The 18,429-nt window shown below is 46.7% G+C and carries 15 protein-coding genes; 3 read left to right on the top strand and 12 right to left on the bottom strand.

Annotated features, from left to right (window positions below):
- Nucleotides 1–21: 21 nt before the first annotated feature.
- Nucleotides 22–444 carry a universal stress protein gene (locus tag ACZ5V1_RS15490; protein ID WP_160712997.1) on the bottom strand — a complete coding sequence of 141 codons (423 nt, stop codon included), beginning with the start codon at nt 442–444 and terminating at the stop codon, nt 22–24.
- Between the two features lie 273 nt (nt 445–717).
- Between ACZ5V1_RS15490 and ACZ5V1_RS15485 the strand changes: the two genes are divergently transcribed.
- The 3 genes from ACZ5V1_RS15485 (at nt 718) to purE (ending at nt 3,507) form a co-directional block, all read left to right on the top strand.
- A complete protein-coding gene (locus ACZ5V1_RS15485) occupies nt 718–1,530 on the top strand; it encodes a mechanosensitive ion channel family protein (protein ID WP_464389605.1) in 813 nt (270 codons plus the stop codon).
- 186 nt (nt 1,531–1,716) lie between these two features.
- Nucleotides 1,717–2,985 (top strand): phosphoribosylamine--glycine ligase, encoded by a 1,269-nt coding sequence (gene purD / locus ACZ5V1_RS15480; RefSeq protein ID WP_464389604.1) that lies wholly within the window; start codon nt 1,717–1,719, stop codon nt 2,983–2,985.
- A 21-nt stretch (nt 2,986–3,006) separates the two neighbouring features.
- On the top strand, nt 3,007–3,507 hold the full coding sequence (gene purE / locus ACZ5V1_RS15475) for a 5-(carboxyamino)imidazole ribonucleotide mutase (RefSeq protein ID WP_464389603.1): 501 nt from the start codon (nt 3,007–3,009) through the stop codon (nt 3,505–3,507).
- Nucleotides 3,508–3,775: 268 nt separating this feature from the next.
- Here purE and ACZ5V1_RS15470 read toward each other — a convergent pair whose 3' ends face one another.
- The 11 genes from ACZ5V1_RS15470 to ahbB form a co-directional block, all read right to left on the bottom strand.
- Complete coding sequence (locus tag ACZ5V1_RS15470) at nt 3,776–4,462, bottom strand: S1 family peptidase (protein WP_464389602.1); 687 nt, start codon at nt 4,460–4,462, stop codon at nt 3,776–3,778.
- A gap of 9 nt (nt 4,463–4,471) precedes the next feature.
- On the bottom strand, nt 4,472–6,094 hold the full coding sequence (locus ACZ5V1_RS15465) for a BCCT family transporter (RefSeq protein WP_464389601.1): 1,623 nt from the start codon (nt 6,092–6,094) through the stop codon (nt 4,472–4,474).
- 407 nt (nt 6,095–6,501) lie between these two features.
- A complete protein-coding gene (locus ACZ5V1_RS15460; protein WP_464389600.1) occupies nt 6,502–7,521 on the bottom strand; it encodes a LacI family DNA-binding transcriptional regulator in 1,020 nt (339 codons plus the stop codon).
- A 531-nt stretch (nt 7,522–8,052) separates the two neighbouring features.
- Nucleotides 8,053–8,607, bottom strand: coding sequence for an acetate uptake transporter (locus tag ACZ5V1_RS15455; RefSeq protein ID WP_464389599.1), 555 nt, complete (start codon nt 8,605–8,607; stop codon nt 8,053–8,055).
- A gap of 263 nt (nt 8,608–8,870) precedes the next feature.
- Nucleotides 8,871–12,635, bottom strand: a complete 3,765-nt coding sequence (locus ACZ5V1_RS15450; RefSeq protein ID WP_464389598.1) for a hypothetical protein — start codon at nt 12,633–12,635, stop codon at nt 8,871–8,873.
- 483 nt (nt 12,636–13,118) lie between these two features.
- The gene (locus tag ACZ5V1_RS15445) at nt 13,119–13,517 is read right to left on the bottom strand and encodes a cytochrome c3 family protein (RefSeq protein WP_160712979.1); all 399 of its coding nucleotides are present in this window, start codon (nt 13,515–13,517) and stop codon (nt 13,119–13,121) included.
- A gap of 186 nt (nt 13,518–13,703) precedes the next feature.
- Nucleotides 13,704–14,120, bottom strand: a complete 417-nt coding sequence (locus ACZ5V1_RS15440; RefSeq protein ID WP_464389597.1) for a cytochrome c3 family protein — start codon at nt 14,118–14,120, stop codon at nt 13,704–13,706.
- A 16-nt stretch (nt 14,121–14,136) separates the two neighbouring features.
- Nucleotides 14,137–14,886: a precorrin-3B C(17)-methyltransferase gene (cobJ, locus tag ACZ5V1_RS15435; protein ID WP_464389596.1), complete on the bottom strand. Its 750-nt coding sequence runs from the start codon at nt 14,884–14,886 to the stop codon at nt 14,137–14,139.
- Complete coding sequence (locus ACZ5V1_RS15430) at nt 14,886–16,028, bottom strand: cobalt-precorrin 5A hydrolase (RefSeq protein WP_464389595.1); 1,143 nt, start codon at nt 16,026–16,028, stop codon at nt 14,886–14,888. The genes cobJ and ACZ5V1_RS15430 overlap by 1 nt, the downstream gene beginning before the upstream one ends.
- 384 nt (nt 16,029–16,412) lie before the next feature.
- Entirely contained in the window at nt 16,413–17,681 is a 1,269-nt protein-coding gene (gene hemL / locus ACZ5V1_RS15425) for a glutamate-1-semialdehyde 2,1-aminomutase (RefSeq protein WP_464389594.1), read from the bottom strand.
- A gap of 74 nt (nt 17,682–17,755) precedes the next feature.
- Entirely contained in the window at nt 17,756–18,235 is a 480-nt protein-coding gene (gene ahbB, locus ACZ5V1_RS15420; protein ID WP_464389593.1) for a siroheme decarboxylase subunit beta, read from the bottom strand.
- Between the last annotated feature and the right edge of the window lie 194 nt (nt 18,236–18,429).

Raw genomic sequence — 18,429 nt, 5'->3', positions numbered from 1 at the left:
GCGTTTCTATTCGTCAACTAACTATCGAACAACCAAAACTGGTGTTGTGCAGTGAGAGATAATTGCAGAAGATACGCTACCCAGCAGTAATCCTTCTACTTCGCTCAATCCACGTGCTCCGATACAAATCAGATCGCAACCTTCATCTTTTACAACAGTGCAAATAGCATCAAAAGGACGACCGGATTCAATACGTGTTTTGTATTTGATGTTTTTTGCTTCTAAGCCCGGAATGTACTGGTCAAACACTTTCTGTGCTTCAGCTTTCATTTCTTTACGCAGCTCTTCACGAGCACTACCGCCAATGATAGATGGAATACGATCAAGTACGTGTACTAAAACGATTTCAGCATCCATGCTTTCAGCAATAGCAAGAGCTCTACGTTTTGCAAGTAAAGCATGTTTAGAGCCGTCTACCGGAACAAGAATTTTTTCGAAAAACATGAGTAAGCCTCCGCATGCTTATTTTCTTAGGGTGCGTTTAATTCAATAAAGCTAAAAAATATTATTATTGTATGCTACAACGCACATAGATATTCCTTATTATACAGCAGTAACGCTAGCAGGTTCAAGAATCTTTTTCAATACAGTATCACCTGTAAAACGTTAATACCTTTACTGTCCAAACACTTTCCATCTTCAATCTATCATGCTAGTTTTAATGAAATTTTTTCTCATAAACAACACAATTAACCATCACTCAGTAGGAGAGTATCCATGTTTGATATTCAAACTTTATATTCCATGGCATCCGTATGGGTACTTAACGGCGGAAAAAACATGCTCTATGCAATTGTAATGATTGTTGTCGGCTGGTGGGCTGCCCGCTATACCGCCAGACTTCTCCGGGCATCGCTAGATCGCTATCATATCGACCCGTTACAAGCAGGTTTCATAACAACAATTGTCCGCTACGGGATTATTATTGCGGTACTGCTCGCAGCAGCTTCACGAGTCGGCATCAACATTACGTCACTTATTGCTATATTCGGTGCCGCCGCTCTGGCCATTGGTCTCGCTGTAAAAGACAATCTCTCAAACTTTTCATCCGGCATGCTGCTTGTATTTTTCCGCCCGTTCACCGCAGGCGATTTTGTTGAAGTTTCCAGTGCAGCGGGAACTATCGAAGCCACAAATCTTTTCAGCACAGTGCTCAACACCACGGATAACAAAAAAATATTCATCCCTAACAGTCTGGTGATGAGCAATATTATTACCAACTACAGCGCCAATCCGACCCGTAGGTTAGATCTCTCCATCGGCATTGATTACAATGCTGACATTCTTACAGCGAAAAAAACTCTGCTCACCGTTCTCGAGATGCACCCTGTTGTTCGATCCACACCTGAACCTGTTGTGGCAGTGGAAGCCCTTGCCGACAGCAGCGTTAACATCACAGTGCGCGCATGGGTGCCGACTGCTCAATATCTTTCCACGAAATTTGAACTGCTCGAAGAAAGTAAAAATGCGCTGACAGAACAGGGTATTTCCATTCCATTCCCTCAAATGGACATCCACATGGATAAATAGAAAAAACACACAACCCACTTTTCTTTCAGTACTTTTACTCCTTGAGACGATACGAGACAAAAAAAGTAACTATCTTGAAGCAATCGTCGAAACACGGTATCAGGCGCTCATCAAGAATTTTTAATGGTGTATTTTCCACGCACCATAAACAGGAATGACAACCCATTCCCAATTAGGAGGCCAGACGTGCGGATTCTTATCGTGGGTTCCGGTGGACGTGAACACGCCCTCGCATGGAAACTTCGTCAGAGTGCAACAGTTGAAGAAATCTTCATCGCCCCGGGTAATGGTGGTACTGCGCTCGAAGGTACAAACGTACCAATTAATGCAGACGACCTGCCCGCACTGGTGGCTTTCGCCAAAGAAAAGGCTATTGATCTCGTTGTTCCGGGTCCTGAATTACCTTTGGTTCTCGGAATCAAAGATGCTCTCGATCTGGAAGGGATTCCCTGCTTTGGCCCTAATGCATTTGCAGCCCAGCTAGAAGGCTCTAAAGCATTTGCCAAAAAGATTATGCAGGAAGCCGGTGTACCCACTGCTGCGTTCGGAGTATTTGAAGAATTTTCTGAAGCCCGTGATTTCGTCCTGGAAAAAGGCGCACCTATCGTTGTTAAGGCAGACGGCCTTGCAGCGGGTAAAGGTGTTATCGTTGCCCAAACCACGGATGAAGCCATTCAGGCGCTTGAAGAAATCATGGTGCAGAAGTCCTTTGGCGACTCAGGGAAACATGTTGTTGTTGAAGAGTGTCTTGTTGGTGAAGAAGCATCATTTATCTGCTTCTGCGACGGCAATACTGTAAAACCTCTTCCATCTTCTCAGGATCACAAGGCTGTGTTCGAGGGCGATACCGGCCCTAACACTGGCGGCATGGGTGCTTACAGCCCTGCACCGGTACTGCCTTCAAGCCGCTATGATGAGATCATTGAATCCGTCATGAAGCCGGTTGTGAATCTGCTGGGTAAAAAAGATAAACCGTTTATCGGCATCCTCTACGCAGGTATCATGATGACCGAAAACGGCCCGTACGTGCTTGAATTCAACGTTCGTTTTGGTGATCCGGAATGTCAGCCTCTGCTGATGCGCCTTGATTGCGACCTTGCGGAAGTTATGATGGCGTGTGTTCAGGGCAAACTTGCGGAAACCCCGCTCCCAATCAAAGATGAAACAACTCTTGGCGTTGTTGTTGCTGCTGACGGCTACCCGGGAAGCTACCCTAAAGGTATGGCTATCTCCGGCTTTGCAGAAGCAGAAGCACTCGGTAATGTAAAAGTATTTCAGGGTGGAACGACCATCAAAAATGGTCAGACCGTATCTAATGGCGGACGCGTTCTTTGTGTAACAGCCCTTGGGGTTGACCTTGCTGCGGCACAAAAACGTGCTTACGAAGCCCTTGAATTTGTCAAAATGGATAACGCATACTTCCGTAAAGACATTGGTTTTAAAGGGTTTAAATAAGACATTCAGGAGACAGACATTATGCCTCAAGTTGCTATATTCATGGGCAGTGCTTCAGACGAAGACACTATGCGCCCGTGCACACAGCTATTAGATCAACTTAAGATATCGTACATCTTCACCGTGAGTTCAGCTCACAGAACACCGGAACGCACAGAAAATCTGGTGGACTCTCTCGAAGCAGACGGTTGTCAGGTATTTATTTGCGCTGCTGGCATGGCTGCACACCTTGCCGGTGCTGTAGCTGCACGTACCCTTAAACCTGTTATCGGTGTACCTGTGACTGCATCCAACCTTTCCGGTCTGGACGCAATGCTCGCAACCGTACAGATGCCTCCGGGATACCCTGTTGCAACTGTAGCACTTGATAAAGCAGGCGCTAAAAACGCTGCATGGCTTGCTGCACAGATCATCGCTCTTAAAGACGAAAGCATCGCAGCAAACCTCAAAGCCGCACGTGACGAAGGTAAAAACGCTGTTATCAAAAGCGCGGAAGAACTCGAAGCACGCTACGCCAAGTAGACATATTTCGTAGCAAGGTCTTTATTGCCCCTCACGCAGCTGCAACTACGTGAAGAGAGCAGAAGGCTTCCCCAAGCTGCGTAAAAATTAAAACGCCCGTCAGATCCAGCTGACGGGCGTTTTTTATTTCAAAGCATATAGTAAGCGATTTTTTGTCCGGAACATATATGCTCCATACCTAAAATCGCTCGTCAGCAACTGTCACCAGCGCTGACTCACAGGAAAACCATCTCAGATGTACTGAGAGTTGGCACCTGTCTTGTGTACGTTACAGAACCTCAAGCTCTTCTGTTTCCATCAATGCGATGCCGTACTCAATGGAGATTGCATACGACAAGTCGGTATCAAGAGCTTGCTCGCGTGTGTAGGAAGAAATGGAGCTGCCATCTGCCATAGGGCAGTAACGGCCACAAACAATCCCGATAATGCGATCTTCGTTAACACTGATGAGTGGTCCGCCGACATCGCCGGCATGTACTCGAGTATCAAAAAGAATATGGTTATTACCGAGCGGAGAAGTAAGCTTGGAACTTACAACAGAGCTTACCGCGGTAAGGTGATGCATGTTCTGGAAACCAAACGGGTACCCCAAGCTTACGAGCGGTGAACCAAGGCGCAGAGTCTCGGCATTGCCGAGCAGAAAATCAGGCATAGTAATATCTGCATCCACATCAATCGCCAGCAACGCGATATCGCGCTCCTTATCGACGTTGATGACTTCAACAGGAATGGAGCGAACATGTTCACGACTGATAGTCTGAAATTCTGTGCTCTCAGGAGAGTACGGTACAACACAAAGGTCTTCATGGTTATCCCCGAAGATATGGCTTGTGGTAAGCATGTAACCTTCTTCGTGTACCAAAAAGCAAGACCCTAAGAAGCTGGCGCCGCCTTCATTCTGACGCATAAGCATCATGCAGCCGCCAGTGAATTTTTCTGCAGAAGTAGTATACATAAAATCCTCCTAGCGAATTTTGTGGCGACGACGTTTAGCCGGAAATGCTCTTGGTGTGATACTCATCTTTTTAGGCTTCTTGTCAGTATCAATGTAGAACTGCTGCGGCCCTGAGTAGTCTTTAAGCCCTTTAAACAAACTGTAGACCATAAAGAGCAGGATTACCCCGAAAGGTAAGCCGGACGCAATCGTCGCAGTTTGCAGAGCCATCAACCCACCACCGTACAACAACGCGGCTGCTACAGCACCTTCCATCATTGCCCAGAACACTCGCTGCGGAGTAGGCGGATCAGGGTTACCGTTTGCGGTTATGATATCAATAACCAGCGAACCGGAGTCCGACGAGGTTACAAAGAAGCTGATTACAACAAGAATACCGAGTACGCTTGTTAAAGAAGCAAACGGGAAGTGTTCCAGAAGTACGAACAAGGAAACAGGAACGTTTTCCTGTACGGCCTTAGCAATGCCACCACCACCGAACATGTCGATGTACAATGCGCTGTTACCGAAAACGGTAATCCACACAAAGGTAACAAATGTTGGAACAAGAAGTACGCCGGCGATAAATTCGCGGATAGTACGACCTTTGGAGATTCGGGCAATAAACATACCTACGAATGGTGACCACCCGATCCACCAACCCCAGTAGAACACGGTCCAACCGTTCTGCCATGAGGAGTTTTCGTACGTTTCATTCCAAGTAGAAAGCTGCATGAAGTTTTGCAGGTAAATACCAATGTTTTCAACAAGAGCATTGAGGATAAACAAGGTAGGGCCAAGTATAAGCACAAAAAGCATCAGCGTAAAAGCAAGGCCGATGTTGATTTCACTAAGCTTACGAATACCTGCATCCAGCCCGCGCACTACTGAGTACGTTGCAATAAGCGTAATACCGCAAATGAGCAGGAGCTGAACATTAGTTGTCTGCGGCACGCCAAAGACATGGAATAAACCGGCATTAACCTGCTGAACACCGACACCAAGAGAGGTAGCAACACCAAACAGAGTAGCGACGGTTGCAGAAATATCAATGGCGTACCCGATAGGTCCGTTAACTCTGTCCCCAAGCAGTGGTACAAAAGCAGAACGGATTGTTAACGGATACCCTTTGTTGAACGAGAAAAATGCCAGAGAAAGGCCAACAAGGGCGTAGACACTCCAAGGGTGTAATCCCCAGTGCAGGAAGGTTAAATCCATTGCCCTGCGTGCGGCTTCCGGTGAGCCGGGAGTGTCGGAAAACGGTGAAGATATAAAATGGAACATTGGTTCGGCAACGCCGTAGAAGAGAAGACCAATACCCATGCCTGCACTAAAGAGCATGGCAAACCATGCGGCAGTACTGAATTCCGGAACGGCGTCATCACCGCCAAGCCGAATGTCTCCGAATCTGGAGAACATGAAAAGAAGAACACAAGCTAGAATCACGTTCATGGTGAGAACGAAAAACCACCCTGTGTACGTAGAGATGCCAGTCTGGATTATCCCAAAAAAGTCTTTTATATCCTTACCTAAGTAAATGGTAAGGCCAACAAGTAAGATAATTAATCCAGCAGAAATAAAGAAAATATACGGATGTACATCAAATTTTAATTTCGCCCCATCACTGTTGGTGAGGTTTGAAGTAGAGCTCAAGACTCCTCCTCTCGCTTATGCGTAATGCACTATTTGCAACCACAGCTTATTGTACGCACAAAAAATAATGCAGAATGTTACTTCTACATTACTAGTTACAGTGCATAAATAAATTGCGCATCGTGTCTCGCAGTTATGACTCGCTGTATTGTAAGTAATACATTAAACACACTTATTAGTCAAGTTGCGTACTTATTCGATTTTTTCTCATAACGTTCATAATAGAATGCTTTACAGTATCACTCTATCGTTTTCTTGCAACATAATGATTGCACACACCATCCAACAACGAGCAAAGAAAAGCTCATTGTTCTGTAAAAAGAACTCCTTCCCGAAAAACAAAAGATAAAAAAAAGCGCTTCCGACATAATTGCCTGAAGCGCTTTTTGCGTATTCTAGTAAGCTGCCTAGCGAGGAGGAACCCCGGAAGACTCTCGAATAATGAGATCGTGCTGAACGGGTGGAATTTTTTCTTCCGGATGTTTGCCTGTACGTAAAATATCAAGCAGCACCGCAGCAGCCTGACGTCCCATGCGGTAGCCCGGCTGCAACACTGTAGTAAGCGGCGGCCAGACGTGTTTTGCCATAGGAATGTCATCAAACCCGATAACAGATACATCTTTAGGAATTTCAAAGCCGAGACGGCGCAATGCGCTGATTGTATTAATTGCTACAAGATCGTTTGAAGCAAAAATCGCTGTCGGAGGATTTGAGGAGTTCATTAATTTTTCGACGCCTTCTGAGCAGTCCAGAGTATTAGAAGAAATTTGTACAAAACTCTGGGGATGGGTCGGAATATCATGATCCTGCAAGCAATGAAGGAAACCTTCATAACGCATACGACAACGGTCAGACGCAGTAAACGGCACACCAAGCATAGCGAAACTTCTGTGACCGAGTTTAATCAAGTACTCAGTAGCATCGTAGCTGGCTTTAACGTTATCCACAGAAACACATGGCAGGCAGCCCTGTTTGTTAAACAGGTTCACTGCAGGAATTTTTTCCTGAAACAGTTTCTGTGCAATGTCGCCCATGGAGTCAGACACGGTAAGAATAATACCGTCGACACGACGTTCAAGAAAGTTTTCTACCATCTGCTTTTCACGCTGGCGGTTGTATTCCGCACTGGCGATGAAAACCTGATAGCCATGAAGTTGTGCTTCATCCTGCACGCCGCGGGCGCACTCGCTGTAAATTTGGTTGTTAACAGCCGGAATAATGTATCCGATTGTTTTCGTACGCTGGGTAGCAAGTGCTTTAGCCGCAAAGTTACATCGGTAGTTGTGCTTATCGATGATGCGTTGAATTCGTTCCCCGGTTTCCTTACGTACCTTCTCAGGCATGTTCAGATAACGCGAAACAGTTGCAATGGAAACTTTTGCCTCACGGGCAATATCCCTAATTGTCGGCTGGAAAGATTTGTTCATAGTCATAAGTCATAAACGCGTTATGGTTTTCAAACTGGATGCTTAATCCCCAAAACGCGTGCTTGGACTGAGGGGAGGCATCGTAAGTTATGTCTTCACGACAAAAACGAACCACACTGAAATATCTCGCTTGCAGTGCAGTGTTATGAAAACAGTACAGCAAACAAATCAATCTGTTTTCATTTTTTGCTTTATATGGTGCTTTTGAAACTTTTGCAACTATGGTGTGAATATAAGGGAAAGACTAGGGTAAAACGCTACTTACCCTAAGGTTACCGCGCACTAGCCGAAAAGGCAAAAGCCCTAAAACAGCGTTTCATAAGGATGAAAACGGTTACATTGGCATTAAAAAAAGCGAAGCATCATGTCTTTTTTTATAAAATGCATAAAAAAAGACCGGAAAAGAATAGCTTTTCCGGTCTTAAATATTTCACTCAGTCCTGATCGTGAAAAATGCCCGCCTGGTAAGTAAACAAACCAAGTAAAAGGGGCAGACGAGGAGCAGCGCGCACTCCTCTTTATGTCGAGATACTAGCCGATTGGCAGTACAACTCTGTCGTAAACTTCGTTAAGAACTTCTGCCATTGCAAGGTAAATTGCAGACAGACCACAAACGATACCCTCGTACCCTGCGATAGTTCCGATGAGTGCAGAACCTGTGAAATCACGGATTGCAAGCAAGAAGAACAAAACGGTAAGGGAACCGAAGATAAATTTAATACAGAAGTTACTTTTAAGTGTTCCAAGGAACATGAAGAAAGTAAAAACACCCCACATTGCAAGGTAGCAGCCCATGTAAGCATGAGGGGTTGCTTCAGCCCAGCCAAGCTTAGGCATGACAATAAGTCCTACCAAAGTAAGCCAGAAAAATCCGTAAGAGGTAAACGCGGTTGTACCGAAAGTATTACCTTTTTTAAATTCCATAATGCCAGCGACTACCTGAGCAGCACCGCCGTAAAAAATACCCATTGCAAGGATCATTGCAGAGATTGGAAAAAATCCTGCATTGTGAATGTTCAACAACACTGTGGTCATACCAAAGCCCATAAGACCGAGTGGTGCTGGATTCGCTAAATTATCATGCATCAACCTACTCCTGATACTAAAAAGTCGTACGCCCCATAAAAAGGCTGTTTGAACGAACAGCTAAGCTATATTTCTTGGAACTTCAAGCAAAATGACGCATCTTTTTGCTGATACCCATATGTTTCCAAGAAGAGCTGCACGTTCATTTGCATCACCGTTACCACAAGAAAAGAGAGCTGCGATTCACGCAGCCCTCTTGTAGTACGTATTAACAACTAGGCAATTGTTACAATCGTGTTACAATCACGTTACAGCTTTGTTACCTAAGTGAAGTCTTCTGCCAGTAAGGCTTGAAGTTCTTCACGGATAACTTGTGCTGCGGACTTCGCCGCAGTCTGTTCAATCGCCCCTTTTATCTGGCTTTCAATGCGGGTGCCCATAGATTCAATCAGAGTTTCTGTCCGAACTTCAACAGCGCTCAGGACACGCGCCATTAATGGACCATCCATATTGAAAGCCTCGTCGATTGCTTTCACAAGTACCTTTTTCTCCACAGCCTGTGGCTCTGGAGCAACAAAAGATTCCTGCATAGCAATAACATTCTGTAATGTGCTTTCCAGATAGTAGATACGTTCTGTAAGTTCTGCGAACTCTTCCGGAGTCATAGCCGGAACAGGCGGAACATCGTACGCAGCATCACTCTGGATAGCTGAGCTAACTGCCGGCATAGTATCCAGCATTTCCATTGAAGCATCGGAGAATTCAGGCGTATCCACTGAGGATTCTCTCATGAGATCTTCTATGCTCGCATTAGGCGGCACAGGAGAGGCGTTCTCATTAATGTCATCCATGTTCAGTGCAGCATCAAAACCCTCTTCCGTCATGTCGACAGCATCGAGTAATTCTTCCGGTGCATCAAAAGATTCAGGCTGAACCTCAGTAAGAGATTCAAGCTCTGCCATTGCTTCCTGCTCAAGGTCAACCAATGGAATGTCATCTTCCATGGCATCCATTGCCTCAGAAACGGAGTTCGGTTCTTCAAGAGAATCCTGTGATTCTTCCTGCTGAACAACCTGCTCCGCAGCAAAGTCAACAACAGGCTCTGTCGCGATATCCGCGACATCCTCGAAACCCTCGACATCAGACGCTGCCATCATATCTTCAATAGCAGGCTCTACTGGAAGTTCTGGCTCAACAGCAGTCTCCTGAGCAAACATTTCTTGCTCAAGTTCTGTTGATTCCATGGCTTCTGGCGCGTCGAACATTGGTTCTTCCACTACCGGAGCTTCTTCCATAAATGTCGGTTCTTCAAACGCCGGAGCTTCAGGCTGAACTTCTTCAGCAATCAACTCTTCCGTAAGTACCTCTTCTGGCATCGCTGCCTCGAAGACTGGTTCTTCAACTGCTGGGTCTTCCAGAATTGAATCTTCCGGTATTACATCTTCCGGCGCTTGTACTTCCATTACTGGCTCTTCTGAAATCTCAGAATCAGCCAATAAGGCATCAATATCATCATGCGTGAACGCTGCCGGTTCTACGGCCTGCTCTGAAGCTTGCTGTGAAGCTTCTTCAGCAACATCTTCCATGGAAAGAGGTTCATCGCCTAAAATTCTATCAAGTGTTGAGTCTAAGTCTTCTTCTAATGAAGTCGGCTCTGTCAGCTGCCCAAGTTCCATCTCTAGATCTGGTTCAACGGTTGCTGCTTCTTCAAACACAGGTTCAGCAGCCACTGGCTCTGGTGCTAACTCTGGAGCAGGAGGCTCAACAGGAGCAGCTTCCATTACAGGTTCCGGCACCATCTCAACCATTGGTTCAGGATCAAAATCAAGCTCAGGTTCTGAGTCGAAATCAAACCCTGCATCGTCCTGAAGAACGTCTTCAACCGGTGTAGCAAGCAACTCATCAACAGGATCGACTGGTGCTGCTTCCATAGCTGGCTCAAGTGCTTCCTGCTCATCAAGAAGAGAATCGAGTTCATCAAGAATGGACTCAAATTCATCAGCAGAACCAAGCGGAGAAGCAGCTTTCTGCTCCTCAGATACCTCTTTGGTAACTGCCTGAACTTCAGGAGCAACTGGAACTTCCTGCGGAACCTCGTTAAGCAAAGCATCAATTTCTGCACCGAGATCGTCTTCTGCATCTAATGCAGCGTCCACTTCTGGAGTCGCAAATTCTGGAGCAACTTCACCATTCACCTGATCGTTATCTAGAAATGCATCTAAATCGAGATCATCTTCCGATGCGCCAAGGCTTTCCGGTTCAGCAGACAATGCTGTGTCATCAGAAATTGCATCAAACAGGCTATCATCAGGCTGTGCGAATTGTGGTGCTGCAGGCTCCATTACTGGTTCAGCAACAGACTCCACAATTGGCTCAGTAACAGGTGCCGGTGGCTCCTGCGAAATTGGTGCAGTTGGTTCAACAGATGCCATTTCCAAATCATCAAGAAGCGCATCAATTTCTGCATCAAACATAGAACCATCAACTGGAGCGGCAGGCTCTGCCACTTCAGAAACAACTGGTTCTACGGGTGCATCCGGTTCAAATGCAAACTCCGGAGCAACAGGCGCTTCCGGCTCAAACACCGGTTCCGGCTGTGGCTCTGGCGCTGATGCAGCAGCCTGCGTGCCGCCATTCTCGTCGAACTCACTCAACAAGAAGCCAATGTCGTCCATCTCAACTTCTTCAGAATCAAGAGTGGTGCCATCAGCAGGCGTTAAGTCCGTACGTGGTGCTTGTGCAGGCTCATCATCAACTCTGAGTAATTCATCGAGATCAGCAAGATCAAAATCTCCCGCAGTAGCCGAATCTGCCGAAGTCGGCTGTGGGGTTACATCATCACTGAACTCACTTAAAATATCGTCCACATCAAATGGATCATCTAACGAGGTGCTATCAACAGAAGATGGACTTGCAGCTGCAACTGGGGGCGCTACTGGCTCCGGTGTATTTGCCGGTGCACTGGCTGATACATTGTCTGATACAGATTCACCCGGCATTTCACCAAGCTCAAAGTCCAAGTCTGAAAACAAATCGTCAACATCCGAAGCATTAACATCCGCAATGTTAGATTCTGTCGCAGGTGCAGGAGCCGGTTCCGCCACAGGAGCTTGCGCCTGAGGCATTTTTGCCTGTGAACTTTGAGATTGGGGAGCTGCCGCAGGCTTTGCGTCCAATTCATCCAGATCAAACTCTAAACCCAAATCAGCAAACAGATCATCGTCTGCGCCAGCCTGTGGTTCTTCAGCCGTAAAAGAAGCAGCCTGTGATGCAGGGGCTTCTATCGGCGCAGATTCCATCGGGTCCAGTTCAAAATCAAACCCTGCAAAAAGGTCATCCTCTGCAAAAGCGTCTTGTTCTGCCGGAGCAACAGGTGGAGCCTCTACCGGTGCCGGTTTAGCCTCTGCAACTGGTGCGGCCGGAGCCTCGCCTAATTCAAAGTCCAAATCTGCAAACAAGTCGTCAACATCCGCAGCGTTCACATCTGCAATATTAGATTCTGTTGCGTGCACTGGTTCCGGAGCCACTGCCTGAGGCTGCGGAGCAGGTTCTGCGACAACAGGCTCAGGATCAGCAGAGCTCAAAGACATTGAGGATAAATCTTCTTCAAAATCCGGTTGATATGCAGGAGCCGTTGAAGAAGCCGGAGAATCTGAAAATTCACTCAACAGATCTTCAAAGTCAGCATCAAACCCGACCGAAGAATCCTTCGAATCAGCGGAATCAAGTAAAGCGTCTAAATCAGACTCAAAAGACGGAGCAGCTTCAGCAGCTACATCCTGCACAGGGGGTGAAGCCGCCACCTCCGGCGCTAAGTCTGCCAAAATATCTTCAACTGCTGGCGTAGTTGTCGGTGTGTCTGGAAAAATATCTGCATCCGCGGACGCTGCGGGCTGCGGGCTAGAATCGGTAGAGTCCGTGAACTCTGAAAAATCGGTGCTACTGAAAAGGTCTTCCAGTTCGCTTTCAAAATCAACAGTGCCTGCTGGGCTGGTAGGGATGCTTTGCGCGGGCGCCGGATCAGGCGGAGTCCCCATCTCTACGATTTCTGTTAGATCGATAATTCCATTCTTTGTATTATCGGACATGACACACCTTCATATTCGGTTAGGCAGTTTTGAACACAAATTTATCGTGCATTGATGTATGCAAATGAACATATCAAAACATACAGTATTTTAGGAAATTAACCATACATTACTGCATAAAGCAAGGTACGATGGCGCTACTGACATTATGGAAAGCAGCGAATCACCCTATTTTTACGTTTTCATGCGCTTCGTTATATGCATGATATTTTTTGCTGCATTCTTCTTACGATACTAAACAGTATCTAACACACACAAATGTCATTATCGTGCAGTAAAGTGAACACTACAGCTTTTGTATAGGTATCCCTGAGCAGATTAGTGCAACAACATACATCGTTGCATGGCATACGCACCTCATATCTCATCGGTCTGCACGTGTGTTTCATTAGGTACAGCGCGGAATATCACTGTTTCTGCCTATGCTCCACAAAAAAAGACCGCCGTTAGGCGGTCTTTACGCTCATCATCAAAAAATGTCCTCTAAGAGTGACATTTAGATTTTTTACAACCAGTGAGAGCTTTTTTCTTAGCTTTGTCTTTGCCAGCAACTTTTTTGTGACAAGAAACACAGGTTGCAATACCGGATTTACCAACTTTTTTGTTATGAACAATTTTGTAGTAAGAACCAGCTTTTCTTTTGTCTGCTTTAGCAGCAGAGTGGCAGCCTGCTGTAGCACACTTTTTGTAGTTTTCTTTACCATCTACAGGATGGTGACATTCACCACATTTGTAGTCAGTGTGGGTAGCGTGGTTAAACATAACCGGCTTCTTGGTTGCGTCCATCTTAACTGGTTCAGATGGGGCATCAACAGCATAAGCAACCATGGCAAAAGCAACACAAAGTATTGCGGCCATAGCGAGTACCATTACTCTTTTCATGACAGTACAACCTCCTTCACAAGGCATGTTATGATTTTCACATTAGGCTATATTGTACCTCTATTACACTGTCAAGCAAACGCGACCTACTCAGTAGTAATCACATGATATTCCCTGAAAACAGGGTATATGCAGCAACTTGACGGTATATAATGTGTACTGTTTGCCTGCTCAAACCAAACTGCATTATTTTACAGTATGGCACCCCTTACAAGAAGTTGGTCCTGCAGGCTTGCCCTCTTTCTTAAGGGACTTATGACAGCCGTTACAGCTGGCTTTACTATTCATATGGAATGCGTTTCGGAAATAACGAATTGATTTACGTTCTTTGGATGAAGTCGGGTTGCCAAGATCATGGCAGCCTTTAGATGAACAAGAGTAGACTTCTGGATTTTCCTTCAGCATGTGGTGACACGCTTCGCACTGTAACGCTGCATGCTTAGCATGCTGAAACGCTACCTTCGGCTTCTTGATCTTTGCTCCGGCAGGAACCCCGATTACAACTGGCTCCTGCGGCGCTTCTTGAGCCGCAGCTATACAGATAGCTGCAAAGAAAAGTGAAATAATCAATGGAACGGAAGGAATAAGGTAGCGATGTAACATAGCGTTTTCCAAATTGTTAGTTACGGTACTTTTTCAGGTAACCACGGGGAGTTACGATGTTTTCACCTATCATTCGTGTCGTAGAATTGCCTATTATTATTGTAGAAAGCATATCTACTTGGTCGGTGTCAAAGGAACGTAAAGAAAACACTATAGTTTCCTGTTCCTTACGATAGGCAGACTTCACCAAACCCACCGGAGTATCAGCACTCCGCACGGTTCCTACAATCTCAAGCGCTTTACCAATTTGCCAGTTTCTGCGTTTGGATTTCGGATTATATAAGACTATCACAAAATCTGCCTCAGCGGCAGCTTTCAAGCGTTTCTCAATAAGTTCCCATTCTGTCAGCAAGTCAGAAAGGCTGATCACAGCAAAGTCGTGCATGAGTGGTGCACCAAGCAAGGCAGAGGCCGCAGACAATGCCGGAATCCCCGCCACAACTTCGATCTCAAGCGTATCAAGATGCTCTTCCGCCAATTCGTAAATCAGGCCGGACATTGCATAAATCCCTGGATCACCGGAACAGACTACAACAGTATCCTTGCCACTCAAAGCAATTTCAATCGCTTTTTCACAGCGAGCCATTTCGCCCATCATTCCTGTTGAAACAAGCTCTTTGCCTTCTTTCAACGTATCCGGAACCAGATCAACGTACAAAGTGTATCCGACAATGACGTCAGCATCTTCAATTGCCTTCTGTGCCTGTGGCGTCAGCAAAGCACTATCGCCGGGACCAAGCCCGACTACTTTCAAAGAGGAACCCATTATATCTCCAACGCGACAGCGCAAGTTACGCCGTCACCCTTTTCTTTTTCTACAACCAACCGCGCACCATGCTTCAGCGAAGCGCAATGAAGCGCAGCGGCTTCTGCGACACTCTTAGTACCTACAGCCCGCTTGGGTGCATCGGAAGGATTTGGAACATCCACGCCATCAAGAACATCTGCTGCGAACGACACAAAAGGCACACCAAGCTCTTCAGCAGCTTCAATAATGCCCTCTTCATCCGCCTTGGCATCAACCGAAGCCAAATACGCGATACTCTCAAGCGCCAGATCCCGTTTCTGAAACGTATCCTGAATAAGTCCGAGAACAGCATCCTTGGGAACACCACGCTTAGAACCAATGCCTACGCACAGCACTTTAGGATGCAGCAGCAACGTTTTTTCTTCCGGCTCAAGCAATTCTGCACTACGCCATGAAACAACGACACTTGGAGCGTCTTCTTCCGAAAACGGCACCAGTTCTGCTGCCAAAAAATATTTTTCAAACGCGCCGTGCTTCAAGCCAAGCACATCCGCTGGATCATCAAGAACAACCTTTTCACCCGCAAGCAAAGCGCCGTTAACGTGCTTTACTGCACCAATATTATGAATGGTGCAGCCAGCCTCAACAGCAACCAGATCGAGTGATGGCAGCTTTTCCGTATCAGTAGCCGTGGTGATAACCGCAACACCACCAACAAGCTGCGCCACAACCGTAGCCAGATCATTTGCGCCGCCCAAGTGACCGGAAAGCAAACTCACAATGTGCCGCCCGTTCTGATCCATCACAACAACGGCAGGATCAACGTCCTTACTCACCAGATGTGGTGCAATAGCACGAACAGCAATGCCCGCAGCCGTGATGAAAACATGCGCAGAAAAGTCACTGAAGCCCTCGGCAACACATGTCCGCAGGCTTTCAAAGCCTATCTCTTGCGTATTCGAATCAGCATCGACCATTCGCATCGGTACAAAAACACTGCCACCAAACGCGTCAGCAATGGTGCGAGCAAGCGTCACGCCCTGTGGGGTGACTGCGTATATGGCTAGGTTGTTCATAGCGTTGTTATGCCTTTGCAGTGAATGTTTGTTCGCCTTCGGAGTGAGGAGAACTAACGCCTCTGGCAGGTCTCCGACGGGCAAGGGCTCTGCCCTGCACCCGCAAGGGGGACGCCCCCTTGACCGCGATTTTTATTGCGACCCACGTACGTTGCTTATGCTCTCACGCGGCTTCATCGTCGCTACCTTATCACAACAAAGGGTGGAGCGACGAACACTCCACCCTTCGTAATATACTCGAACGTACTAACAAAGCCCTTTTTGTTCAGACGTAACACGACGCAGCAGCGTCTGTAATTGTTAGTAACCTAATTTTTAGCTTGGAACTGTTGACCATTGTTTACGGTCAATAACTCACCTGAACGTCAACGCAGTCGAGAGGAAGTTCCTCTCGCGGGGATGCAAGGGGCTGGCCCTTTGCCCGCCGGAGGCATCAAAACTCAACAAGCGCCGCAGGCAATATTAAAGCTAAAACTTCACGTTACGAGCAGCTTCGAGAGCTTTCTCGAGCTGTTCGTCAGTATGCGCGAAGGAAACCATTGCAGCCTCAAGACCGAGGGAAGCAAGGTAAATGCCCTGAGCGCGCATCTGCTGGTAGAAAGAAGCGTACATTTTTGCATTACAAGCTTTGGAATGCTCAAAGTGTGTCACTTTTTCGTTCGTGAAGAACATGGTGAACATGGATGCAATGGTGTTGTAAGTTACGTCTACACCTTTGGAAGCGAGGATTGCGTGCAATTCTTTAGCGAACGCTGCAACGCGGGCTTCGAGTGCATCGTAATCTGCATTCTGAAGCACTTTCAGGGTAGCAATACCAGCTGCCATAACAACCGGGTTACCGGAGTTAGTGCCTGCCTGGAAAATGTTACCGGTTGGTGCTACGCGGTCCATGATCTCACGCTTGCCGCCGTATGCGCCTACTGGCATACCGCCGCCGATAATTTTACCGAGAGTGGTGAGGTCAGGAGTAACGCCAAAACGTTTCTGAGCGCCACCGTAAGAGAGACGGAAACCGGTGATTACTTCGTCGAAGATAAGCAATGCGCCATACTGGTCACATACGTCACGAAGACCTTGGAGGAAACCTTCTGCTGGAGGGATAACACCCATGTTACCAGCCGTTGGTTCAACGATGATGCAGGAAATTTCGTCGCCGTTTGCTTCAAACTGCTTACGAACTGCTTCAAGATCGTTGAAAGGAACAAGCAAGGTATCCTGAACGGTACCGGCAGGAACACCCGGTGTACCTGGAATTGCAAGATCAGCAAAACCGGAGCCTGCTGCTGCGAGGAACGGATCACCGTGACCGTGGTAGTTACCAATAAATTTAACGAACTTGTCACGACCTGTGTAACCGCGAGCAAGACGTAAGGCTGTCATGGTAGCTTCAGTACCGGAGCTAACCATACGAACCATGTCTACACCTGGCATCGCGTCAACGATCATCTGAGCAAGTTCAACCTCACCAGCGTAAGGTGCACCGAAACAACAGCCGTTTGCAGCGGATTCCTGAATTGCTTTGGTTACGTCCGGATGAGCGTGACCAAGCAGCATTGGACCCCAACCTTCAACGAAATCGATGTAGGTCTTGCCGTCTTCTGTGGTAAGAGTTGCGCCTTCACCTTTTTTAATGAAAAGCGGCTCACATTCAACGCTAAGACAAGCACGGATCGGGCTGTTTACGCCACCGGGCATAAGGTCTTTTGCGCGTGCGTATAATTCACTGGAGCGTTCCATACGGTTCTCCCTCTTGGGTGGTATAAAATAGAAGCCAAAACCACGCGAATAACGCGGGTTTTATGCTGAAAAATCTAAAAATATGTCATGGATGTTTTTTTGAGCTCTTTCAAAGACGTGAGCACGGCGAATTCGTCCAGCTCAGTCGCATTGCGAAGCTCTTCAACAACTTCCATGTACTCATCTTCGTGACGACCATGAATCATCGTAAAAAGATTGTACTTCCACTCAGGATGAGTGGTCGGACGGTGGTAGCAATGGGAAATAAGTGTATGCTTGGCAGCAATTTTACCGATTCCATCAATGATGTCTTCGTCTACTATCCATGCAACCATTGCATTATGATTAAACCCTGCTTTCTGGTGCTTTAAGCTCGCACCAAAACGGCGGATTGTGCCTTCGTCTTTCATAAGCTGCAGCAGATTAAGAACAGTTTCTTCGTCTGTGCCCACTTCTTTTGCAATATCTGCGTATGGAGTAGCGCTATCTGGAAGATTGGCTTGCACAATATGCAAAATCTTTTTTTCGATTTCCGTAAACTCGGTTTTCGCCATGGTCATCCTCACATTCCTTTTTTATTTCACCAAGTGTTGATACCTGTTAGCACCGCGCGTTGCAACTGCTAATCATTCTTTCGGACAGCACACACAACATGCAGTAAATACAACACTGTTTATTATTTTTACTATTCCCAAAGCACGTCTCATCAGCAATTTTTCCCATAAAACGCCTCGCGGGGAACATACTA

The sequence above is a fragment of the Halodesulfovibrio oceani subsp. galateae genome, from assembly GCF_055397225.1.
The sequence above is the reverse complement of the archived record's forward strand: the minus strand, read 5'-3'. Positions and strand labels throughout refer to the sequence as shown.

What these genes read in the sequence shown, in the direction of transcription:
- ACZ5V1_RS15490 (WP_160712997.1), bottom strand. Translation starts at nt 444, where the DNA reads ATGTTTTTCGAAAAAATTCTTGTTCCGGTAGACGGCTCTAAACATGCT.
- purE (WP_464389603.1), top strand. Translation starts at nt 3,007, where the DNA reads ATGCCTCAAGTTGCTATATTCATGGGCAGTGCTTCAGACGAAGACACT.
- cobJ (WP_464389596.1), bottom strand. Translation starts at nt 14,886, where the DNA reads ATGGGTTCCTCTTTGAAAGTAGTCGGGCTTGGTCCCGGCGATAGTGCT.
- ACZ5V1_RS15455 (WP_464389599.1), bottom strand. Translation starts at nt 8,607, where the DNA reads ATGCATGATAATTTAGCGAATCCAGCACCACTCGGTCTTATGGGCTTT.
- ahbB (WP_464389593.1), bottom strand. Translation starts at nt 18,235, where the DNA reads ATGGCGAAAACCGAGTTTACGGAAATCGAAAAAAAGATTTTGCATATT.
- ACZ5V1_RS15470 (WP_464389602.1), bottom strand. Translation starts at nt 4,462, where the DNA reads ATGTATACTACTTCTGCAGAAAAATTCACTGGCGGCTGCATGATGCTT.
- hemL (WP_464389594.1), bottom strand. Translation starts at nt 17,681, where the DNA reads ATGGAACGCTCCAGTGAATTATACGCACGCGCAAAAGACCTTATGCCC.
- ACZ5V1_RS15485 (WP_464389605.1), top strand. Translation starts at nt 718, where the DNA reads ATGTTTGATATTCAAACTTTATATTCCATGGCATCCGTATGGGTACTT.
- ACZ5V1_RS15440 (WP_464389597.1), bottom strand. Translation starts at nt 14,120, where the DNA reads ATGTTACATCGCTACCTTATTCCTTCCGTTCCATTGATTATTTCACTT.
- ACZ5V1_RS15460 (WP_464389600.1), bottom strand. Translation starts at nt 7,521, where the DNA reads ATGAACAAATCTTTCCAGCCGACAATTAGGGATATTGCCCGTGAGGCA.
- ACZ5V1_RS15445 (WP_160712979.1), bottom strand. Translation starts at nt 13,517, where the DNA reads ATGAAAAGAGTAATGGTACTCGCTATGGCCGCAATACTTTGTGTTGCT.
- ACZ5V1_RS15450 (WP_464389598.1), bottom strand. Translation starts at nt 12,635, where the DNA reads ATGTCCGATAATACAAAGAATGGAATTATCGATCTAACAGAAATCGTA.